Source organism: Leptospira levettii (assembly GCF_002812085.1).
GTDB classification, from domain to species: Bacteria; Spirochaetota; Leptospiria; order Leptospirales; family Leptospiraceae; genus Leptospira_A; species Leptospira_A levettii.
Map to the genome: position 1 here is coordinate 215,480 of NZ_NPDM01000002.1, position 20,950 is coordinate 236,429.

Below are 20,950 nucleotides of genomic sequence, written 5' to 3' on the forward strand. Positions count from 1 at the left end.
TTAAACTAGTGACAGAAATTAAAGAAACTGCCATGATCATCATCCCTTGCCAATTGAGCTCAACTGCAGTGTTCATTTTGTGACCTTCTCTGTCCTAGAATCGAGTGCTTTTGAGACTAATAAATAAATAAAACCGTAAATGAGTATCAGACCGATCACAACTGACCTCGCCACAATTGCTTTGGTTTTTGCATCGTCTACATTCTGACCTTTATTTTCGGCAAGAAGCCCCATGACCTCAGGATTCATCTTATCCAAATATTCAGGTAAGTTCATATAACAGAAGGAAACAAAGATAAAAAGTAAAAACCATGGAGTGATGTATTTTAGAACAAATTTTATGAGTTTGGGAAAAGGAATGAGACTTCCTTCGTTAGCGTCTGCCTCTCCTCTGTCCACACCAATCTTAAAAACAAAGATAAAGATTTGAATGGATGCCAAAATATAAATCATGATGGTTCCAATATAAAAATCGGCGATATCTAGAGCGGCAAAATCTTTATTAAAATATACGATAGGCAAACACAATACAAAGGTAAAAAGGAAAAGTAATAGGGAAGACTTACGCCTTCCGATTCGGTATCCTTCTTCTAAAAATAAGATGCCAGGTTGTAACATAGTCACCGAAGAAGTAATGGCAGCAAGGAATAGGACTAAAAACCATAGTCCTCCAAAAAAATTCCCTCCAGGCATCATCCCAAAAACAGATGGTAATGCAATAAAACCCATTCCAAAGGTTCCAAAAGATGTTGCCTGTATGCCTAAAAATAAAAATGCCACAGGGATTGTGATCATTCCACCAAACACAACTTCTGCGAATTCATTGAGTGATGCTGAAGACAAACTTGATAAAACTACATCATCTTTTTTCTTAAGAAAACTGGAGAATACAAGAGCAATTCCAAATCCTGTTGATAAGGAAAAGAAAATTTGCCCAGCAGCACTGATCCAAACTTTAGGTTCCGTTAGTTTCGACCAATCAGGATTCCACATAACCGCAAGTCCCTTTTCAATTCCAGGAATTGTGAGAACTCTCACAAGGATGATTGTGGCACAGATACCCATGAGTGGCATTGCAATTTTTGCAAACGCCTCTAGACCCTTTGAAAGACCACGGTAAACGAGTAAAAAATTAAATAATACACAGACTAAAAAGAAAAAGAGGATAGGTGATTGGAAACTGGATCCGTTTTCACCAGCGCCAGTCAGACTCATAAAAAAGGAAGCGGCTTCACTTGTCATACCATCCCTTGTGGTTGCGGATAATGACATTTGGCCTGTTAAGAAATAATAAGCGTAGGCTAAACACCAAGATTCAATGAATATATAGTACACATAAATCATTACTGGAATCATCACTCCAATGGTTCCAGATAGTTTGAGAGGAAATCCTTTTAAGTATTCCCGAAAGATGAAAGGTGTGCTATGACCATGTTTACCACCCATCCTTCCCATTGTCCATTCTGCCAAACAAACAGGGATGCCGAGTAACAGAAAACTGATGATGTAAGGGACCATGAAGGCGCCACCACCGTTTTGTGCTGCTTGCCCAGGGAAACGCAGAAAATTTCCAAGCCCAATGGCTCCACTGGCAACTGCTAAAATTAAACCGACTCGACTGGCCCAACCATCTTGGTGTTCCGCTTGTCTCTCTTTCATCAGGGACTATTGAATGGTTTAGGAATTATGTGACAAAATCTTTTTGTTTTGGTGGGAGAAAAAGCAAGGCTTTTGGAAGCCTTGCTTTGGTGATTTTCAATTTAGCCTAAAAAAAGCTCGTTTTTTTCCATTTTGAGAACTTTAGATACCAGGTTCTTAAAATCTTCTGGTGGTTCTAAAAGTCCAAGTTCCACTTTTGACAGAAACGGAGTCGAAACTTTTAATTTCTTTGCGAAATCATATTGTTTGATTCCTAACTCACGTCGGACTGCCCAAAGTTTGTTTTTCAATCCATTGGAAAACTCAGGGTAGATGTCTTCCACAGCGCTTTCGTTAAAGAGTTTATCAACGGACGTTTTGAGATACTTGGCACAAGATGACTTAAACTTTTCAGTCGGATCTTGGGCACCAGTCTCAATTTTGGAAAGATAACTCGGAGATACCCCCAAAGCTCTTGCCATATCGTACTGTTTGATGCCTCTCTTCTTTCGAAGCATGTAAATGTGATTGTTCATTTATCCCCCCTAACAGTCAAAATATGTCAAATATGGCAAAATTCAATAAAAAAATTTTGCCATATTCCAAAACTTGGTGGGAACTATAATGTAACTTCTTTTAGACGATCGCTTGCGATCACTAAGTTATAAGTAGTTTTTAGGCCAGATACTTTTTGTTCAATGAACGAATTTCGTTGAGAACCTTCCATTTCTGATTTAATTCGTTCTCTTACCGCTGCATATGGCTTCGGAATTCGATTTTGTGGATTTTTAGGATCTTGGTCAGAATATGCATACAATTTTCCAGCTTCATACGCATCACGCATTTGAGTTTCGGTCACAGTTACCGGGATGGCTTTGATTTCATCTTGAAGGGATTTTAATGCCAAACTCACTTTCATTTTATCTAATTGCATGAGGTAACCAATTTCACTATCTACGTTTTGCACTCTTTTAGATGTCTCTGCAATTTTTCCTTGGAGGATTGTAGATTGGAAAAGGTTCAACATATCCCAAGTTTTTGCTTTTTCCGTTTTATACTCTTGTTTGAGTTGGGAAGGGATTGCATCAAAATCAGCAGTTAAATCTTTCCATGTATAACTTTTCCCATCTTTATTAGAATATAAGCTATATTCTGGAGTGAAAACTTTTGGATCAACATCATCCGGTCCTGTGAATCTAGGAAGGTTTGCGACAGTGATTCCACTTTCCTCTGTGATTTTTTTAAGTTCTTTTTGGTACAAACCTTGCTCATACTCTTTCATAGTATGCGATGCAAATTGATTGGCTTTATCTGCAGATTCACCTTCGGTAAAGTATGCAATACTTGCCTTGGTTTCTGCGTCTTCATGGGTTTTACCATATTCCATTGCTTCTTCTTTGAATTCATCAAAGACTGATGTAAAATATTTACGAAGTCTTTCTGGGTGTACTTTTTCCGTTCCGAGAGAACGTACTACATAAGCAATTCTTCCTTCGCCTTGTTTTGCGTAGGCGATAAATTTACCTTGTTTCACACCTCTAACTTCACTTAAAATGTCTTCGAGTGGAGTCTCTGCGCAATTCGTACAAAAAGGTTCTAATTTTCCGCCGATTGGTTTCCTTGTCATATCATCAGTTGATTTTGCGATTTCGATGGCTACTTCTTTGTCTGACATTGTGTTCAAACGGTTAGCAAGATCTTGGGCTTTTTTCAAATTTTCCGCCTCATCTTCACCACGGACTAATGCAAGTTGTAAATTGATAAATTCTAATGGTTTTGATTTTAATCCATTTTTTACATACTCACGCATATAAACATTGAGTTTTAAAAAATCTTTTACTAAAGATTCAATTTTAGTCACATCTGCTTCAGAAACTTTATTGGCTTTGATTGCATCTTTGAGTAAAATTTTTTCCAAAGCGATACTTTCTAATATTTTTGCTTGGATGTCAGCACTAATGGGTTGTGGTTCCGTGTTTCCACGTTTTGACGCTTCAATTACAAAATTCATCTCTCTTCTAGTTACAGTCCCACCATCGAACGTAGCTAGGATTTCAGAATCCTTAGCACAATTGATCAGGGGCAGGAGAATTAAACCGAGTAACATCACTCGATGTATTAGTTTGTTTCGAATCATTGGGGTTCCTTGTCTTTTACAGTCTTTAAATCAATTAATATTTGCGAACAGGTCGGTCTGGTTTTTTCGGTTCCGGGGGAAGGGTTGGACTAATTTCTTTTTTTGTCACATCTACACTTCGAGTGTCAGTTGTTTTTGCCTTTAAGGAATGGACCGAGGTTCCTTGTTTTTCAATGTTTAGGCCTAAAATTTCTGCCTTTTGGTCTTCTAATTTCGACATTTCCGATAAAAATGTTTCTTTTAAGATAGGAGAATATTCTCTGTCAGTAGCAAGCCTGTCGGTGAGTTTTTTTAATTCCACAACATCACGGTCGAGTTCTTCCAGTTTTTTGTAGAGATGAGCAACAGTTACCTTCAAAACACACTTCCTTCCAAAACTTTTATTTACTTGCAATAGAGTGCAAGAATGAAATAAGAAAATTAGAAAAATTTATGAGTTTAGACGATTTAGTAGTTTCCACTGAAAAAATTGATACCGTTTACGTAACCAAATTACAGGGAAATCTAAACAACTTCACAGCAGAAAAGTGCATCAAATCGGTCACCAATTCCTTAAAACATGGGTCAGTCATTCTTGATTTAGAGGAACTGAACATGGTCACAACCCAAGGCATTGTTGCTTTCAAAACATTAAATGAAGAAGCATTTTTACAAAAACACAAAATCATTCTCATCAACCTTCCGTTAAGCGTAAGACAAGCATTCCTAATGGCAGGTGTTCGCAATTTATTCCCCATCGCAAATAATGAAGAAGCCGCGTTCAAAATGGCTTCAAGACCCAGTAGGTAAAACAAAATGAGTTCAGGATTTAATTTTTTTCGTAAAATTTGGCATGTATTGGGACTCATCATTCCCGTTACTTTATATTTGGATCCATTCCGAGATGCTTTCGGACTTGTTTATGCCACTCGAGCCATCCTCGTGTCTTCACTCGGAATTTTCCTTTTAGCACTTTTTCTATTGGAAATATTTCGTTTGAGTCATAGTGGATTTGAAGCCTTTTTTTATCAGTATTTTGGATTTCTCATGAAAGAATCTGAACGAAAACGATTTAATGGGACAGTTCCATATTTTCTTGCCAACTTAATCGTTGTTTGCTTTTTTCCAGCGGAAGTCGCTATCCTTGCAATTCTATTTTTAGTCATAGGAGATCCATTTGCTGCTTATGTGGGCAGTAAATATGGCAAACATCGTTTTTATAATGGGAAATCCATCGAGGGTGTTTTTGGTTTTTTGATTCCGGCTTTTATCTTTTCAGTTTTTGTTTTGTATCTCATCACAAAATCTCACCCTGAAAGTTTTCTTTCTCTGTATGATCACCATGGATTTACTTGGACTCCCATCGTGATCGTTTTTGTATCGGTTGTTTTGTCTTGTGTTACGGAGTTTTTTTCCAATACGACAGCAAAAGGATTGGTTGATGACAACCTCCTCATTCCTGTGGTCGGTGCAATTTCCCTTTCCGTATTATCGTTGTTATATTTAGATTATACACCAATGGATTTTTTCTTTGATCCAAATGCATTGTACATTCAAAAATAAAGATTAAAACTTACGGTTTCCAGCGGAGTTGGATTGTCCTTACTTTGGAAATTGGTTCTTTACCAGGTATTTCCACAATGTAAGTCAGAACAATAGGACCTAAGGCTTCGATTTGAAATGGATTTTTGGCGATGCCAATATGACGGAATTCTTCTTTTAGCAAAGCACCTAAATAATGGAAGGAAACCACCGTTTTTGGTTGGAAAGAATTCCCTTCCATTCTTTCCTTTGCACTCCCATAAACTAAGTAAGCATTGTAATGACTCCGAAATTCTTCGGATGTTTTCCCGTTCCAAGCAGTGTCTAAAACCAATCGAAAACCTGGCGTTTCTCTTGCTGTAAAATAGAGAAAATTGCCAAAATCTTCATAACTTGGATTTTCTTTTTTAAATTTAGATCGGTCCAGAAAAACAATATCATTTTCAGTTTTAGGTTCGATGCACTTAAGTTCATCATTAAAATTATCACAAAATTGAAATACTTTGTCTTCTGAAAGATTACATTGGGATAAAAATAAAAAAGAGAGAATCAATAAAAAAGGAAATAGGAATATGTTCAAAATAACTATTGGTTGCTTAAGATTTAAATTTGTTAAACTCATATGATTCCCTGAGTGTATTAAAAAAATAAATTACCTCTTTTTCTTTGAAATAATTTTGTGTGGAAGGAAGAGGTTGTAAGATGCCCCTAGAAAAATAATAAACTGTTTCCGCATAGACCCCTTGGAACAAATACATACGGTGGAAATCATCCTTAGATTTCGCAATGACTATGTTATGTGAAGTAACATAACCAGGAATTAGTAATGTACTTAAATCCTTTTTTTGGAGGATTGACTGGAATTCTAAACAGTCTTTTTTTTTCTCAACAATTTCTTCTCTATGGATTCTTTGTTTGAAAGACAAAACCTTTGTAAAACGACCTGGATAGGAAAATTCACGTTCCGATTCATCGGGAATCCATCTTGGTAATAGTAATGACTCATAAAGTATTTTAGAAAAACGTTTTTCGCTTAAATTTTTTAATTCAAATAATGTATCTTCATTCTCATAAGATACTATGAGAAAAAATGATGCGCCTGCTGGTCTCTCTAAAATCTCTTGGGGCATGTTTAGTTTTCCATAACACCAGTAATTGTAAATCCATCGAGTAACATATAGGGAACAAAGGATGATTCTCCTATGAGTTCACCCTCTTTTGAAATTGCTTCAATTTGGTTTAAAGCATCAAATGCATTACCTACAATTTGAACTTCGCGAACTGGGATTTTTTCTCCACCCTCTAAGAGATAACCACCTTTCACAACTCCAGAAAAATCTCCCGATGCTCCATCTTTTGTGCCTGAGATTCGATTCACAAAAAGTGTTTTGCCTGGCAGTTTAAAAAACTCATCTTTGTTTGCATTTCCTGGAGCAATTTGTAATTGTTTTGGCCCACAACCTGGTAGGCTTTGGGCACCTCCAGTCGCACATCCATTGGAAATGGGAAGTTTCGCTTTTTTAGCTTCATATGTATTATAAAAATAAGATTCGAGAACTCCTTCAGTTAAGACTTTTTTGAAAGAGGTAGGCATTCCTTCTCTGTCAAAACCAGTCGATCCCATAAAACCTTTGTTTGTTGGATCATCCCATATGGAGAGTAACGAAGAGGCAACTTTTTCACCAATTTTCCCTGCCATTTTTGATTTTCCTTTTCGTAAACTAGTTCCATTCAAGGATCCAATAAAAAGCCCTAGGAAAAAGGAATACACGGCATCTGGTGGGAGTAAAACTTTACCTTGGAATCCAGTTGTTGGTTTTGCATACAAGGCTCCCATACATTTATCTCCGAAATTATGGAACGCCTTTTTCCAAAGTGACTGGAATTGGTCTTTTGTGAAACCACTTGCAGAATCATAGTCAAAACTACCAACGAGATCTCCGTCCACACCCATCCCCATAACAGAAGCAGAAAGTTCAGCACCAAGTTCATGAGCCATCACTCCTTTAGAAGATACGATTAACTTATAACCTTTGCTAAGCGAAAAATCACCTGAGTCAATATTGATTTTATCATACAAATCATTTCGCCAACCTAGTGCTTCTTTGGCGTAGGAAACGAGGTCTTCAATCCCCATCGTATCAAGGGAACTATCATAGGTATCAAATTGGTTTGTGATTGGTCGTGTTTCTGGTAATACTAAATCCGGATCTGGAGTGGACTGGCTTTTTGCCAATTGATATGCTTCTTCGATCGATGTATACAAACTAGGAATGTGATTGGAAATGAGAAACCCTTGGTTTCCTTCATGGATCACGCGGATCCCAAACATATTTTCTTCTGTTGCTGTACAATTATTAAGATCGTTTTTTTCTAAACTTACATCCTCTGAATAACCATAACTGGAATAAATCTCTACTTGTTCGATTCCATTTGATTTTGCTTTCGAAATTAAATTGGTAAGTAAATCTTTCTGGTCGCTTAATCGTTTTTCTATCGCACCACGATCCATTATTTACCACCTAATAAAACTTTTGTGCGAACATACGGTCCACCGGCATCAACTTTCGCAGGTTGTCCTTTCCCACAATGGCCCGATCCCAAATCCCATTTAAATTCTTTGGAAACCATGTCTACATTTTGTAAAACATCAAAGGCAAGACCAGAAACAGTTACCCCTTTCAGCAAATTGGTGATTTTTCCATTTTGGATTCGATACGCTTTTTGTACGGCAAACATAAACTCACCAGTCGCATCCGCTTGGCCGTTTTTAGCTCCATCCAGATAATACCCATCTTTGGTATTAGCAATCATCTCTTCTAAACTAGAATCACCAGGGAGTAAAAATGTATTTCGCATTCGAATGAGAGGAACATCTCCATATTCCCAAGCTCTCGCAGAACCAGTAGGTGCAACTCCAAATCGTTCCGCAGTCTCACGGTTATGGAGGTAAGAGGAAAGAATTCCATTTTTGATGATGACTGTATTTGTTGGTATCACACCTTCGTCATCCACAGGGATGGTACCACCAGCCCCTTCATAAAATTCGGAAGCTCCCGAATCGCATAACGTCACTAAGTCGGAACCAACACGGTGGCCAATTTTCCCTTGGGCAACAGAACCTGAGAGCACAAAATCGGCTTCAACGGTATGTCCAATCGCTTCATGGACAAGCAGTCCAACAATGGAAGGACTGAGAATGACTGTTGATAACCCACCCAGTGGAAGTTCGCTGGAAAGTAAATCCACAGCAGTTTTGCAGGCTTCTTCCGATATCTGAGAAGGGGATTGGCTTCGAAACAAACAATCCCAACCACCAGTGACACCTATGGAATGGGAACCTGATTCCAATTTTCCATCATCTTTGGCAACAGCAGAAACTCGAAATTCTGGTCTTACCAAACTAAAAAAACTGTTTGCCCCATCTGTTGTGACAATGGCTTTTTCTTCATAAATTTCTGAGTAACCACAACCAACTGACTGCAGTTTGTTGGAATGTCTCGTCGCTTCGTTTTGGATATCAAGAACCATTTTCAATTTTTCTTCCACAGAACGAGAACGAAAGTCTTCGATCCCTTTTCCAATAAAGTCACCAACCGCAAAATTTGCCTTTGGTAAATTTGGGATTTTATCTTTGCGTAAGGCAGAAGAAAGCCTAGCTGCTTTTTTTGCGATTTGCATCGCGTTTTGGATAGAGGCCTTTGTGATTTCACTAGTAGAAGCAAAACCCCAAGTCCCTGATTCTAATACTCTGACACCAACCCCTGTACGTTTCCGTAAAGCAGTGGATTCCACACGCCCACGTTCTGCAAAAAAGGAACGACTTTCTTTGTGATGGTAACGTAACTCAACAAATCCAGATTCTTCTGACAAACATTCTTTTAAAAGGTCACGCATCACAAACCATCCTAAGTTTTATTGTTTTATTAAATGAGATTAGATTTTGGAATCAAAAAAATCGAGAAGTATCTTCGGTAACCAACGTCCTTCTGGATTGTCAGGAGATGGATCGCTGATAAAACCAACATGACCACCTTTCTCTGTGAGGACAGTTTGTAACATAGGGAATGACTTCCAACGAATTTCATGCCATACTTCAGAAGGCACAACAGGATCATCATCGGCATGAACAATGAGCCCAGGGATTTTGATCCCAGGTAAATATTTTAAACTAGAACAAATATTGTAATATTCCAAAACATTCGTATAACCAGAGACTGGTGCAGTAAAAAAATCATCAAAGTCAAAAAAAGACTTACTACGTAGGACTTGTTCTTTTCGTTTCTCCGTAATGTCGTAAATTCCACTGGAAACCTTTTCTTTCATTGTTTCCAAAAAATGATCTCTGTAAAAATTCCCTGCACGAGAATCGATAAAATCACAACTACGTTTTAAGTCTAGAGGAGGGGATGTAGCCGTAAATGCTTTTGCATAATGTTCTCTCTTTTCCCCAAAAAACTTTAATACCATATTGGCTGATAAGGAAAAACCGGAAACCAAAATGGATCTCGAAAAATGTTTATAAATATATTTTAATACTACGTCGATATCTTCCGACTGACCAGCATTATATGGTTTTCTTGCAAGGCCTAAACCTCTTCCACAATTCCGAAGGTTCATACGAATCACCCCATAACCTCGGTTTAAGGCTTCTTTCCCAACACTTACCATATAATGGGATTCGGAACTTCCTTCCATTCCATGTACGAGCATGATGTAGGAACCATTCCAAGGGGAAGATTGTTTACGAATTTTGGAAAGAGGGGGATTGTGTTCGAGCCAAAGTATATCCCCAGACCCATCGTTTGTGGGAATGAGGATACTTTCTGAATAATACTCATCCTCCAGTGCATTGTCTGGAGGAAACAGTACATTGTAGACAGTTTGAAGGTGACGACCTTCTAAAAATCTTCTAGGTTTAAACTCTTTGTTAGACGACGTCAATTGTGTTTACGATTTTATCAACGATGCCATAAGCAAGTGCTTGTTCTGCATCCATATAATAATCGCGATCAGTGTCTTCCACCAATTGTTCGTAGGATTTTCCACAAGCTTCTGCTAACATCTGATTGAGTTTTTCTTTGGTTTTGACTATGTCCTGTGCATGGATGAGTAAATCCGTTGCAGGTGCTTGGATTTGCCCACCAATCGATGGTTGGTGGATCATCACACGACCATTCGGCCATATGTAACGATTTCCTTTTTTCCCACCAATGAGTAAGATGGAACCCATGGACGCAGCCATACCCATACATACTGTGTGCACTGGAGAGGAAATCATTTGCATCGTGTCATACACGACGAGTCCCGAGGTGACAACACCACCAGGGCTATTGATATAAAATGTAATTGGTTTTCCAGGATCAACCATCTCTAAATACATGAGTTTGGCTGTCAGTTCCTTGGACGATTCGTCAGTCACAGGACCCCAGAGAAAGATTTTCCGTTTTTCCAGGAACTTCTTTCCCATGTTTTTGTCGCTAATGAGATCTTGGATGGTTTCGGTGATTTCTTTTTCTGGTGTTTCTTCTTCTGGCATATTAGTTCAGTCTTTTCTGGTTAGACGTATGAGGCAAGCGTTTCAGCTTGTAGTACACACCTAGAATCAGGAAAACACTGAAAGAAATAAAAAAGAATCGTAATAAAAACAGAGGTGGTTCTTTCCACTCTCCACCTAAACCTGCTTCTCGGATGGATGTAGGAAGAGCTTTTGGTTTGGCACCAGTTTTCTCTGGAAATTCTTCAAATTTTAGCACATGTGCCGTTTCTGAAAGTAAGTAGTACTTTCGGGCTTCTTGTTCCAAGGCATAGGCATCATTTTTGAGTAACCTTTCCTTTTCTTCAAGCCCTTGGTTTTCTACCTCAAGCCTCTCCACCTCTGCATTGAGATTCATGAGTTCCTTTTCTAAACGCATACGTTCTGCAACCCCCGACTCGGACAAAAGTCCGAGGTAGAGACAAGCACAAACATAGGTTAAGAGAAGAGAGGCTTTGGTTGCTGTCATTTTATCTTAGGTTGTAAAACGTACCCACTCCACTGTAAGTTGCATTTTTTCCGAGTTCTTCTTCGATGCGAAGGAGTTCGTTGTACTTTGCAATTCGGTCTGTTCGGCTTAAGGAACCTGTTTTGATCTGACCTGAGTTCGTCGCAACAGCAATATGAGAAATCGTCGCATCTTCAGTTTCTCCCGATCTATGGGAAACAACTGCAGTATACTGCGCTTTTTTCGCCATTTCGATGGCACTAAGGGTTTCTGTGAGAGTTCCAATTTGGTTCACTTTGATGAGAATGGAGTTACCAATCCCTTTTTCGATCCCTTTAGAGAGTTTTGTGATATTGGTTACGAACAAATCATCCCCCACAAGTTGGATCTTTTTCCCCAGTTTTTCGGAAAGTTTTTTCCAGCCTGTCCAATCGTTTTCATCCAGACCGTCTTCCATGGTAATGATCGGATACTTGGACACTAAATTTGAGTAGTATTCTACGAGTTCTTCGGCGGTCTTCTCTGGTTTTTTCTCTGCTTTGAGAACATACTTTTTCTTTTTCTCATCATAAAACTCAGACGCAGCACAATCGAGACCAATTTTGATGTCGAGGTCTGGTTTGTACCCAGCTTTTTCGATCGCTGTTAGGATTACTTCGATGGCTTCACTGTTACTAGTTAGGTTTGGAGCAAATCCACCTTCATCACCGACAGCAGTATTCAGGCCTTTGCCTTTTAAAACTGTTTTTAAGCTATGGAACACTTCCGCACCCATTCGAAGGGCTTCTTTGAAGTTCGGTGCCGAAACAGGAAGGATCATAAATTCTTGGAAGTCGATGTTGTTATCCGCATGGGCTCCACCATTGATGATGTTCATCATAGGAACGGGAAGTTCACGGGCAAAAGTACCACCAATGTAACGATACAGGGGAAGTCCAGCATGGGCTGCTGCTGCTTTTGCCACTGCCATTGACACACCTAAGATTGCATTTGCACCTAACTTAGATTTATTGGAAGTTCCATCGAGGGATATCATCGTTCCATCAACAAGCAGTTGGTTTGTGGCCGAAAGGCCAAGGATGGATTTAGAAATTTTAGAATTAACGTTATCGACTGCTTTTTGTACTCCTTTTCCAGAGTATCTTTTTTTATCACCATCACGAAGTTCTACCGCTTCGTGTTCACCAGTGGATGCCCCAGAGGGAACCGCCGCACGACCAAACGAACCGTCTTCTAAAGTGACATCCACTTCAACGGTTGGATTTCCTCTCGAATCCATAATTTCACGGGCTTTGACGGAACGAATGCTATCTTTTTGGGACATCGGGATTTGTTTCTCCTAAGGGATAATTTCCTTCCAGTCTTAGGAATTTTAAGCCTCTGACAATAAACTTTTTCGACAAAGAGCCTCGTTCCAGGAAAATGACTTAAAAAGAAGAGGGAACCGTGAACGAACGCCAAAAATTCACCCGCAATTTTTCCATCATCGCCCATGTCGACCATGGAAAGTCCACTCTGGCGGATCGTTTGCTTGAGATTGGTCTTGTCACAGACCAACGTACCAAAAAAGACCAAATCCTCGATTCCATGGACATCGAAAGGGAACGTGGGATCACGATCAAAGCAAACAATGCTTCTTTCGATTACCATGCCAAAGACGGAAACATCTACCACCTGAATTTAATTGATACCCCAGGCCACGTTGACTTTACGTACGAAGTGTCCCGTTCTCTCGCTGCTTGCGAAGGAGTTCTTCTCATCGTAGATGCAAGCCAAGGAGTCGAAGCACAAACTCTTGCTAACTTATACCTTGCGATGGAACTAGACCTTCGCATCATCCCTGTCATCAATAAAATTGATCTCCCCTCTGCAGACATTGATAAATGTAAATTGATGATCGAAGAGTCTCTTGGACTAAACCCAGAAGAGGCAATTCCAATATCAGCAAAAACTGGGCTAAATGTCCAAGAAGTACTCGAAGCCATCTGTTACCTACTTCCACCACCAGTTGGGGATGTAGATGCACCACTCAAAGCACTCATCTATGATTCCTTCTTCGATACCTATATGGGTGTTGTCGCAAAAGTTCGGTTATACGATGGAAAACTTCGTAAAGGGGAAGTAATCCACATGATGAACATTGGTCGCCAGTTTACCGTGACAGAAGTGGGAATAAACCGCCTCTCCATGGTGGCTTGCGAAGAACTCCAAGCGGGGGATGTGGGATATGTGGTTGCTGGTATGAAAAAGATGGGAGATGCCAAAACAGGAGATACCATCACTCATGCCAATCGCCAAACAGCAGAAGACGTAAAAGGGTTTAAAGACGCAAAACCAATGGTATTTGCAGGTCTATTTCCTATCAACGGGGAAGACTTTGATGCTCTTGTGGATGCAATCGAGAAACTAAAGTTAAATGACTCTGCTCTTACCTTTGAAAGGGAAAATTCTGCAGCCCTAGGGTTTGGATTTCGAGTAGGGTATCTTGGACTCCTTCATATGGAGATCGTACAAGAACGGTTAGAAAGAGAATTTAACCTAGCCCTCATCACAACAGCTCCATCGGTAAAATTTCGCATTACAACAACCAAAGATGATGTGATCGAAGTAGACAACCCAAGTAAATGGCCTGACCCCATATTAATTGGAAAATCCGAAGAACCTTTTGTCAAAGCAACGATCATTGCCCCAGAATCGTACGTCGGAAATATCATGTCTCTTGTGATCGAAAAACGGGGGATCCATCTGGATACTGTCTATTTATCAAAAGACAAATTGCAGTTAACGTACGAACTTCCCTTGGCAGAGCTTATTTTCGAATTTTATGACAAGTTAAAATCCTACACCAAAGGGTATGCCTCTCTTGATTACGAAGAAGTGGGTTACCGTGATTCGAAACTAGTGCGAATGGACATCCTTGTAAATGGGGAACCAGTGGATGCACTGTCTTCCATCGTGCATAAGTCCAAAGCAGAAGAAAGGGGAAGGGTCATCATTGAAAAACTAAAGGACCTCATCCCAAGACACCAATTTATGATTCCCCTGCAAGCTGCCATAGGATCCAAAGTGGTAGCGCGGGAAAGTATCTCTGCCCTTCGCAAAAACGTAACCGCAAAATGTTATGGAGGAGATATTTCTCGTAAGAAAAAGCTCCTAGAAAAACAGAAAGAAGGAAAGAAGAGGATGAAACAGATTGGAAACGTGGAAATCCCACAAGAAGCCTTTTTATCCATTCTCAAAACAGGGGACTAAACGATTCAATTGTGCCTAAATAGAATTCAGGCACAAAAAAAGATTTCTGATTCTCCAAAGATAAAACTCCCGAAACTTTTTTTTCGCCTAACGAAACTTTTTTGATCATAATAGAGGAGTAGAGTTACATTCAAAATTGATGTTTCACCATGGTAATCCTGATCTTCCCATACGAATGACAAAATTCGCCGATTTTACGATGGTAAGAGATGACCTGCTTCCTTTTGGATTTGGGACCAAGTGGCGGAAAGTTTCGGGAATCGTTCGTGATGCTAACAAAAATGGTATCAAACGGATTCTCCTTTGGGGTGCAGTCCATGGAAATTACTTAGCAAGTTTTACTTCAATCTTAAGATTCTCAGGTTTTTTTGTCGAAACCATCGCATACACTAAAAATCCGAATCTAAAAACATACAACGAACGTTTGGTGAGAAATCACTCTCACAGGTTCCAATGTTATGCGAACCGCTCTCTTGCCTTGGAAGCATTTCAAGAAAGGAGCCAATCCTTTGATGGACTCAGTTTACCTGAATTTGGAATCAACCCTAGTCAAATTGTTGGTCTTTCCCAATTTTGGCAGGATCTGGAGAATCGAATCTTCTTGGACCTTGGAGATCGAAAAATGACGAACTCGTCACAAACAATAAACGCAATCCTACAAATGGAAATTGGATCTGGAGTGAGTTTTTTATCTGCCAATGATCATTTTCACCAATCTTCCATCCAAATCCAAGCGGTGATGGTTGGTGAATCCAAAACAACATGGTTAAACAAAACAAAAGAATTACAGAAACATCTTGGGTTAAAACATTTACCTGTTAGAGAAGAGAACTTGATTGAAATTACAAGTAACGATGCTCCTCTCCCCGAAGCCATCGATGTCCTGAATCGAAACACCGAAAAGAAACAAACAATTCGGTTTGGAAAACAAAATCCTATGTTAGAAACTTGGATCCAAGAGTTTTACAAAAGAAACCAAGTCCTTTTGGAACCCATTTATAGTGCCAAATCCGTTCACCAAATCTTGACAATGGGAAAACGATCCAAAAAAGAAAATCTAGAACCACCATTGTATTACCTACACCAAGGAGGACAGATACAACACCTTGATTTAGTACTCTCGAGGCAAACTCCTTCATGAGCTCAAAAACTCCACTCATATCAATCGTAATACCAACATATAACAGACAACATCTGATAGAGCGTGCGGTCCAATCTGTTTTCAGACAAACTTATCCTCATTGGGAGCTCCATATCATCGATGATGGCTCAACAGACAATACTTGGTCCTTTCTTTTGGCAAACCTTCCCAGTTGGAAACGACAAATCCAATCCTTCGGTCGGAACAATAAGTCAATCCAGATCCACCAAACAGAACATAGGGGAGTGAGTCATGCACGTAATTTTGGGATTGGAAAATCAGTGGGCGAGTGGATCTCTTTGTTAGATTCCGATGATGAGTGGTATCCAGAAAAACTAACCAAACAAATCGAATTCCATCATGAACACCCAGAAATTCTGTTTTCCCAGACCAAGGAAGTTTGGAACAAAAAAGGGAATCTCCTCGAACCAAAGGGAAAGTATCAAAAACGTTCAGGTAATTTTCTAAAAGAATCCTTAGAAATTTGTATGGTCACTTGTTCTAGTTTTATGGCACACAAAAAAACATGGGAGTCAGTGGGAAACTTTCGAGAGGAAATGAAAACCTGTGAGGACTATGATCTATGGAATCGAATCCTCTTAAAACAGTATCCAATTGGCCTATTAGCAGAAAATCTGCTCGTTCGGTATGGTGGCCATGAAGACCAACTTTCAAATCAGTTCCAAGCAGTGGAACGATTTCGACTCTACTCTTTATTATCAACGAGAAACGAACAAATCTCAAATGGGGAATCCATCCAAAACAGAAATCACCTTTCGGAAGAGAATCAAAGTTTCCACGGAAATTCACGAATTTTACTTAAGGAAGCTATCTTGGAACGGATGGATACTTTGGTCCAAGGAAGGAAAAAACGAGGAAAAGACGTTCAATTTTTAACCCATTTCCAATCACTCTTTTTGAAAGATGAACCCATTCCCCAAAAGGATTTGTTGACTTTGTTAGATGACTCCTTATTCTAATCGATACGAATTGAGGCCTCTATGAAACAACGTCTGGTATTATTAGTTATTTTTTTCACCTTTACGCTGATTGTCCCGATCCATTCCGAACCAAACCCTCCTTATGACATTCGGTTTCGGGTTTCCGTTAATAATGTTCCCTTTCCAACAGAGACCAATCCTTATTACCTAAGCCATATTTTGGAGATGCGGATATTCCGACATTTAAAGTTGGATCTTTCACCAAGTGAAATTGAATCCATGGTGGATTTTATGATCACCCATGCTTCCAAAGATTACCCAAATCAAATTTATTTGCCTGGGTTTGAGAAAGATGCAGATCTTATCATTGGATTTCGTTACATCGAAAAAGAAGGAGGAGAATTACTTTTCTTAGTTGTCACCAATTTTAACGTAGAGACTAACAAAATTGATACTAGCGATTTCCAAAAACAATTGGCTACTATTTGCCATGTAAAGTCTAATCGATTTGTTTATTTTGAGGATTTGTATTCGGATAAAAAAGAAGCAGAATACAAGGAAGAAGGTAAACTACTTAGTTTAGCTAATTTGTATTTAATGGACGAAGATCCAAATAACGACCATTTAGTGGAGCCTTTACTCGATAAAATCCTTAAAGATGAAACAAAACATCCTTTAGAAAAATTTTATGCGTTTTTAACAAAAGGACAACATGCATTGATCCAACGTAATTTTGTTGTAGCTGAAGACATCAAATCAAAGTCATCAACATATCTTACTTCTCTGAAAGGAGAAGACAAAGAACGTGCAGAATATATCCTAAAATTGTTTTCAAAAGAATTGGAAACAATGAAAGTATTTCAAAAAACAAATAATAAACTTTTCAAAGTTTAAATTTTGGCATAAAAAAACCCGGGGATTGATTTCCGGGTTTTTTCCTTTTAGAGAAATATTCCAGTGACTTAGCTAGAAATGTATTCTCTGTTCAGACGTGTGATGAAATTGACTGAAATCTCTTTCGGGCAAGCAGCTTCACACTCGTATTGGTTTGTACAATTTCCAAATCCTTCTTTATCCATTGCACTTACCATTTTACGAACTCTTTCTTTTTTCTCCACAACACCTTGTGGTAAAAGAGCTAAGTGTGAAACCTTAGCCGAAACAAATAACATAGCAGAGGCATTTTTACAAGCCGCAACACAAGCCCCGCAACCAATACAAGTGGCAGCGTCCATCGCAAGGTCCGCATCCACTTTGGGAATTGGCAATGCGTTTCCATCGGGTGCTCCACCTGTGTTCACATTGATGTAACCACCAGCTTGGATGATGCGATCAAAGGCAGATCTGTCCACAACTAGGTCTTTTGTCACTGGAAATGCTTTTGCTCTCCAAGGTTCAATCACAACGGTATCACCATCTTTGAACTTACGCATGTGTAATTGGCAAGTAGTGGTTCCTTTTTCAGGACCATGAGGAACACCGTTGATCACCATAGAACAAGATCCACAAATTCCTTCGCGACAGTCATGGTCGAAAGCAATTGGGTCTTCTCCTTTTTTGATGAGGCCGTCGTTCACAACATCAAGCATTTCCAAAAAGGACATATGTTCATTTACGTTGTTTGCTTCGTAACTGACCATACGACCTTTGTCGTTTTTGTCTTTTTGTCTCCAAACTTTAAGGTGTAACTTCATATTATCCATTATTTGTAGCTCCTTACGGCTAAGTGGATGTTTTCGTATTCGAGTTTTTCTCGGTGTTCTACTGGAGTTTTGCCTTCTCCTTGGTATTCCCAAGCCGATACGTGGCAGAATTTATCATCGTTACGTTTTGCTTCGCCATCTTCTGTTTGGTGTTCTTCACGGAAGTGACCACCACAAGATTCTTCTCTTGTCAGTGCATCGAGACACATGAGTTCACCAAATTCTAGGAAGTCGGCAACACGACCTGCTTTTTCTAGTTCTTGGTTCAGTTCCGAACCAGAACCTGCTACTTTTACATTTTTCCAGAATTCCTCACGGAGTTCAGGGATTTTTTTCAAAGCATCTTTTAGGCCTTTTTCGTTTCTTGCCATACCACATTGGTCCCACATGATTTTTCCAAGTGCTCGATGGAAATCATCTGGAGTTTTATTCCCATTGATGGAGAGGAATTTGTTTGTCATTTCACGAACTCGGGCCTCTGCTTCTTTGAATTCAGGACGGTCTGTGGAAATGTTTTTAGCTCCTTCTTTGGCAAAATAATCACCAATGGTATAAGGAATCACAAAATATCCATCGGCAAGTCCTTGCATGAGAGCCGATGCTCCTAAACGGTTGGCACCATGGTCAGAGAAGTTTGCTTCCCCAAGGACATGGAGACCTGGGATATTAGACATGAGGTTATAATCCACCCAAAGACCACCCATCGTGTAGTGAACCGCAGGGTAAATTCGCATAGGAACTTTGTATGGGTTTTCGCCAGTGATTCGCTCATACATTTGGAAGAGGTTGTCGTAACGGTCAGCGACAACGTTTTCACCCAAACGTTTGATGGAATCAGAAAAATCCAAATACACACCAAGTCGTTTGTCGCCCACTTTTGGACCAACACCGAGACCATTGTCACAAGCTTCCTTTGCAGAACGGGAAGAAATGTCACGTGGAGCAAGGTTTCCGTAAGAAGGGTATTTTCTTTCTAGGTAATAATCCCTTTCTTCCTCTGGGATTTCGTGAGGGGGACGAAGGTCATCTTTTTTCTTTGGAACCCAAACGCGTCCGTCATTTCGGAGGGATTCCGACATGAGCGTAAGTTTGGATTGGTAGTCTCCCGATTGTGGGATACATGTTGGGTGGATTTGTGTGTAACAAGGATTTGCAAACGCCGCCCCTTTTTTATAAGCACGATAGGTTGCAGTTACATTGGATCCTTTGGCATTGGTAGAAAGGTAAAATACGTTCCCGTAACCACCAGTAGCCAAAATCACCGCATCCCCAGCATGGGAAGAAATTTCACCAGTAACTAAGTCACGAACGACAATTCCTTTTGCATGGCCATCCACAAGAACTAACTCTAACATTTCTGTTCTTGGGTACATTTTCACAGCACCACGAGAAATTTGTTTTTCTAGAGCAGAGTAGGCACCAAGGAGTAACTGTTGTCCAGTTTGGCCTTTTGCATAAAACGTACGAGAAACTTGAGCACCACCAAAGGAACGATTGGAAAGTGTTCCACCATATTCACGAGCAAACGGTACACCTTGTGCCACACACTGGTCAATGATGTTTGTGGAAACTTGTGCCAAACGATAAACGTTTGCTTCTCTTGCACGGAAGTCTCCCCCTTTGACTGTGTCATAAAACAATCTGTAAACAGAGTCACCGTCGTTTTGGTAGTTCTTTGCAGCATTGATTCCACCTTGTGCTGCAATGGAGTGTGCTCGTCGTGGACTGTCTTGGAAACAAAATACGGATACTTGGTAACCAAGTTCGGAAAGAGTTGCAGCGGCTGATGCACCAGCAAGACCCGTTCCTACGATGATTACTTTGTATTTACGTTTGTTAGCTGGATTGACTAATTTGATATCTTGTTTGTGTTTGTCCCATTTTTGTTCTAATGGGCCCGATGGTATTTTTGAATCTAATTTCATATTCTCTCCTAAAACCCCTTAGCGAACATACCCGAGTAAAATCGAGATGGGCATGGAACAATTTCCAATCAAAACAAGAAGTCCAAGTCCTGTGGAAATTTTTTGAATTGTGGGATTGTGTTTTGGTGCGAGGATCCCTAATGTTTGTAACATTGAACCCAATGCATGTGAAAAATGTAATGCAAGGAAAACCATAAAAACAATGTAACTAATGGCGATTGTTGGGTCTTGGAATCCAAGGATTACCATTGCATAAACATCATGCACTACATCACCATTCTTCAGAATGTATTCGTGAGTGTAGTGGTCAGGGTTAGTATAACCCAATGTAAAGTGAGCTAAATGGTAAACAAGAAAGGTTAAAAGTAATAATCCACTGTATGCCATAGTTCGCGATGCAAACGATGCTTGAATGGTTGTATTCTTTGCGTAAGAAACTGGTCTCGCAGAACTGTTTTCAAGCTTCAGGAGAATGGCAGTGCATACGTGTCCAAAAAAAGCCACGATGAGTCCAATCCGTGCTACCCAAAGAAGGGGTCCTAAATCTTTGAGAAACTTTGCGTAGGTGTTTAATTTTTCTGGTCCTTGGAAAACTTGTAGGTTTCCGACCATGTGAAGGATCACGAATCCAAACCAGATAAATCCGGTAATGGCCATTATGATCTTCTTTCCAATTGAGGATCGAAAGAAGTCTAGACTCAACGTCAT

Annotated in this window: 21 protein-coding genes; 6 read left to right on the forward strand and 15 right to left on the reverse strand. The window is 39.7% G+C overall.

The features are described 5' to 3' along the window. Positions 1 to 72: 72 nt before the first annotated feature. The 4 genes from CH354_RS08590 to CH354_RS08605 all read right to left on the reverse strand — a co-directional run bounded on the left by CH354_RS08590 (position 73) and on the right by CH354_RS08605 (position 4,133). Positions 73 to 1,659: a sodium:neurotransmitter symporter family protein gene (locus CH354_RS08590; RefSeq protein WP_100726803.1), complete on the reverse strand. Its 1,587-nt coding sequence runs from the start codon at positions 1,657 to 1,659 to the stop codon at positions 73 to 75. 101 nt (positions 1,660 to 1,760) lie between these two features. Next, on the reverse strand, positions 1,761 to 2,156 hold the full coding sequence (locus tag CH354_RS08595; protein WP_015678327.1) for a helix-turn-helix domain-containing protein: 396 nt from the start codon (positions 2,154 to 2,156) through the stop codon (positions 1,761 to 1,763). Positions 2,157 to 2,257: 101 nt separating this feature from the next. Then, positions 2,258 to 3,775, reverse strand: a complete 1,518-nt coding sequence (locus tag CH354_RS08600) for an LIC12015 family putative lipoprotein (RefSeq protein WP_100717008.1) — start codon at positions 3,773 to 3,775, stop codon at positions 2,258 to 2,260. A gap of 34 nt (positions 3,776 to 3,809) precedes the next feature. Continuing rightward, positions 3,810 to 4,133 (reverse strand): hypothetical protein, encoded by a 324-nt coding sequence (locus tag CH354_RS08605; RefSeq protein ID WP_100717009.1) that lies wholly within the window; start codon positions 4,131 to 4,133, stop codon positions 3,810 to 3,812. A 74-nt stretch (positions 4,134 to 4,207) separates the two neighbouring features. Here CH354_RS08605 and CH354_RS08610 point away from each other — a divergent pair, with 74 nt between their 5' ends. Together CH354_RS08610 and CH354_RS08615 are read left to right on the forward strand one after the other, a co-directional pair. After that, positions 4,208 to 4,564: an STAS domain-containing protein gene (locus tag CH354_RS08610; RefSeq protein WP_015678196.1), complete on the forward strand. Its 357-nt coding sequence runs from the start codon at positions 4,208 to 4,210 to the stop codon at positions 4,562 to 4,564. 6 nt (positions 4,565 to 4,570) lie between these two features. Next, a complete protein-coding gene (locus CH354_RS08615; protein ID WP_100717010.1) occupies positions 4,571 to 5,317 on the forward strand; it encodes a diacylglycerol/polyprenol kinase family protein in 747 nt (248 codons plus the stop codon). A 10-nt stretch (positions 5,318 to 5,327) separates the two neighbouring features. Here CH354_RS08615 and CH354_RS08620 read toward each other — a convergent pair whose 3' ends face one another. The 8 genes from CH354_RS08620 to eno are packed head-to-tail and all read right to left on the reverse strand — an operon-like array spanning position 5,328 to position 12,604. Continuing rightward, positions 5,328 to 5,918: a hypothetical protein gene (locus tag CH354_RS08620; RefSeq protein ID WP_239671180.1), complete on the reverse strand. Its 591-nt coding sequence runs from the start codon at positions 5,916 to 5,918 to the stop codon at positions 5,328 to 5,330. Beyond that, positions 5,893 to 6,426, reverse strand: a complete 534-nt coding sequence (locus CH354_RS08625; RefSeq protein ID WP_100726802.1) for a DUF4416 family protein — start codon at positions 6,424 to 6,426, stop codon at positions 5,893 to 5,895. Before CH354_RS08625 ends, CH354_RS08620 begins: the two co-directional genes overlap by 26 nt. Before the next feature lie 2 nt (positions 6,427 to 6,428). Further along, positions 6,429 to 7,808: a TldD/PmbA family protein gene (locus tag CH354_RS08630; protein WP_100717012.1), complete on the reverse strand. Its 1,380-nt coding sequence runs from the start codon at positions 7,806 to 7,808 to the stop codon at positions 6,429 to 6,431. Then, positions 7,808 to 9,193 (reverse strand): TldD/PmbA family protein, encoded by a 1,386-nt coding sequence (locus tag CH354_RS08635; protein ID WP_100717013.1) that lies wholly within the window; start codon positions 9,191 to 9,193, stop codon positions 7,808 to 7,810. The genes CH354_RS08630 and CH354_RS08635 overlap by 1 nt, the downstream gene beginning before the upstream one ends. Positions 9,194 to 9,232: 39 nt before the next feature. Further along, positions 9,233 to 10,240 (reverse strand): YheT family hydrolase, encoded by a 1,008-nt coding sequence (locus tag CH354_RS08640; protein ID WP_100717014.1) that lies wholly within the window; start codon positions 10,238 to 10,240, stop codon positions 9,233 to 9,235. Beyond that, positions 10,227 to 10,835, reverse strand: a complete 609-nt coding sequence (locus CH354_RS08645; RefSeq protein ID WP_100717015.1) for a ClpP family protease — start codon at positions 10,833 to 10,835, stop codon at positions 10,227 to 10,229. The genes CH354_RS08640 and CH354_RS08645 overlap by 14 nt, the downstream gene beginning before the upstream one ends. 1 nt (position 10,836) lies before the next feature. Further along, positions 10,837 to 11,301 carry an FtsB family cell division protein gene (locus CH354_RS08650; RefSeq protein ID WP_100766400.1) on the reverse strand — a complete coding sequence of 155 codons (465 nt, stop codon included), beginning with the start codon at positions 11,299 to 11,301 and terminating at the stop codon, positions 10,837 to 10,839. A gap of 1 nt (position 11,302) precedes the next feature. Beyond that, positions 11,303 to 12,604, reverse strand: coding sequence for a phosphopyruvate hydratase (gene eno, locus CH354_RS08655; protein WP_100717017.1), 1,302 nt, complete (start codon positions 12,602 to 12,604; stop codon positions 11,303 to 11,305). Positions 12,605 to 12,726: 122 nt separating this feature from the next. Between eno and lepA the strand changes: the two genes are divergently transcribed. The 4 genes from lepA (at position 12,727) to CH354_RS08675 (ending at position 17,508) form a co-directional block, all read left to right on the forward strand. After that, on the forward strand, positions 12,727 to 14,532 hold the full coding sequence (lepA, locus tag CH354_RS08660) for a translation elongation factor 4 (RefSeq protein WP_100717018.1): 1,806 nt from the start codon (positions 12,727 to 12,729) through the stop codon (positions 14,530 to 14,532). Between the two features lie 139 nt (positions 14,533 to 14,671). Continuing rightward, complete coding sequence (locus CH354_RS08665) at positions 14,672 to 15,673, forward strand: hypothetical protein (RefSeq protein WP_100726801.1); 1,002 nt, start codon at positions 14,672 to 14,674, stop codon at positions 15,671 to 15,673. Further along, complete coding sequence (locus CH354_RS08670; protein ID WP_100726800.1) at positions 15,670 to 16,653, forward strand: glycosyltransferase family 2 protein; 984 nt, start codon at positions 15,670 to 15,672, stop codon at positions 16,651 to 16,653. The genes CH354_RS08665 and CH354_RS08670 overlap by 4 nt, the downstream gene beginning before the upstream one ends. Before the next feature lie 21 nt (positions 16,654 to 16,674). After that, the gene (locus CH354_RS08675) at positions 16,675 to 17,508 is read left to right on the forward strand and encodes a hypothetical protein (protein ID WP_100726799.1); all 834 of its coding nucleotides are present in this window, start codon (positions 16,675 to 16,677) and stop codon (positions 17,506 to 17,508) included. A 68-nt stretch (positions 17,509 to 17,576) separates the two neighbouring features. On the opposite strand, the gene CH354_RS08680 is transcribed toward CH354_RS08675, so the two are convergent. Genes CH354_RS08680 through CH354_RS08690 form a run of 3 tightly spaced genes read right to left on the reverse strand, consistent with a single transcriptional unit; the run spans position 17,577 to position 20,950 of the window. Beyond that, positions 17,577 to 18,308, reverse strand: coding sequence for a succinate dehydrogenase/fumarate reductase iron-sulfur subunit (locus CH354_RS08680; protein ID WP_100717114.1), 732 nt, complete (start codon positions 18,306 to 18,308; stop codon positions 17,577 to 17,579). 8 nt (positions 18,309 to 18,316) lie between these two features. Then, positions 18,317 to 20,242, reverse strand: a complete 1,926-nt coding sequence (locus CH354_RS08685) for a fumarate reductase/succinate dehydrogenase flavoprotein subunit (protein ID WP_100717022.1) — start codon at positions 20,240 to 20,242, stop codon at positions 18,317 to 18,319. A gap of 18 nt (positions 20,243 to 20,260) precedes the next feature. After that, entirely contained in the window at positions 20,261 to 20,950 is a 690-nt protein-coding gene (locus tag CH354_RS08690) for a succinate dehydrogenase cytochrome b subunit (protein WP_100717023.1), read from the reverse strand.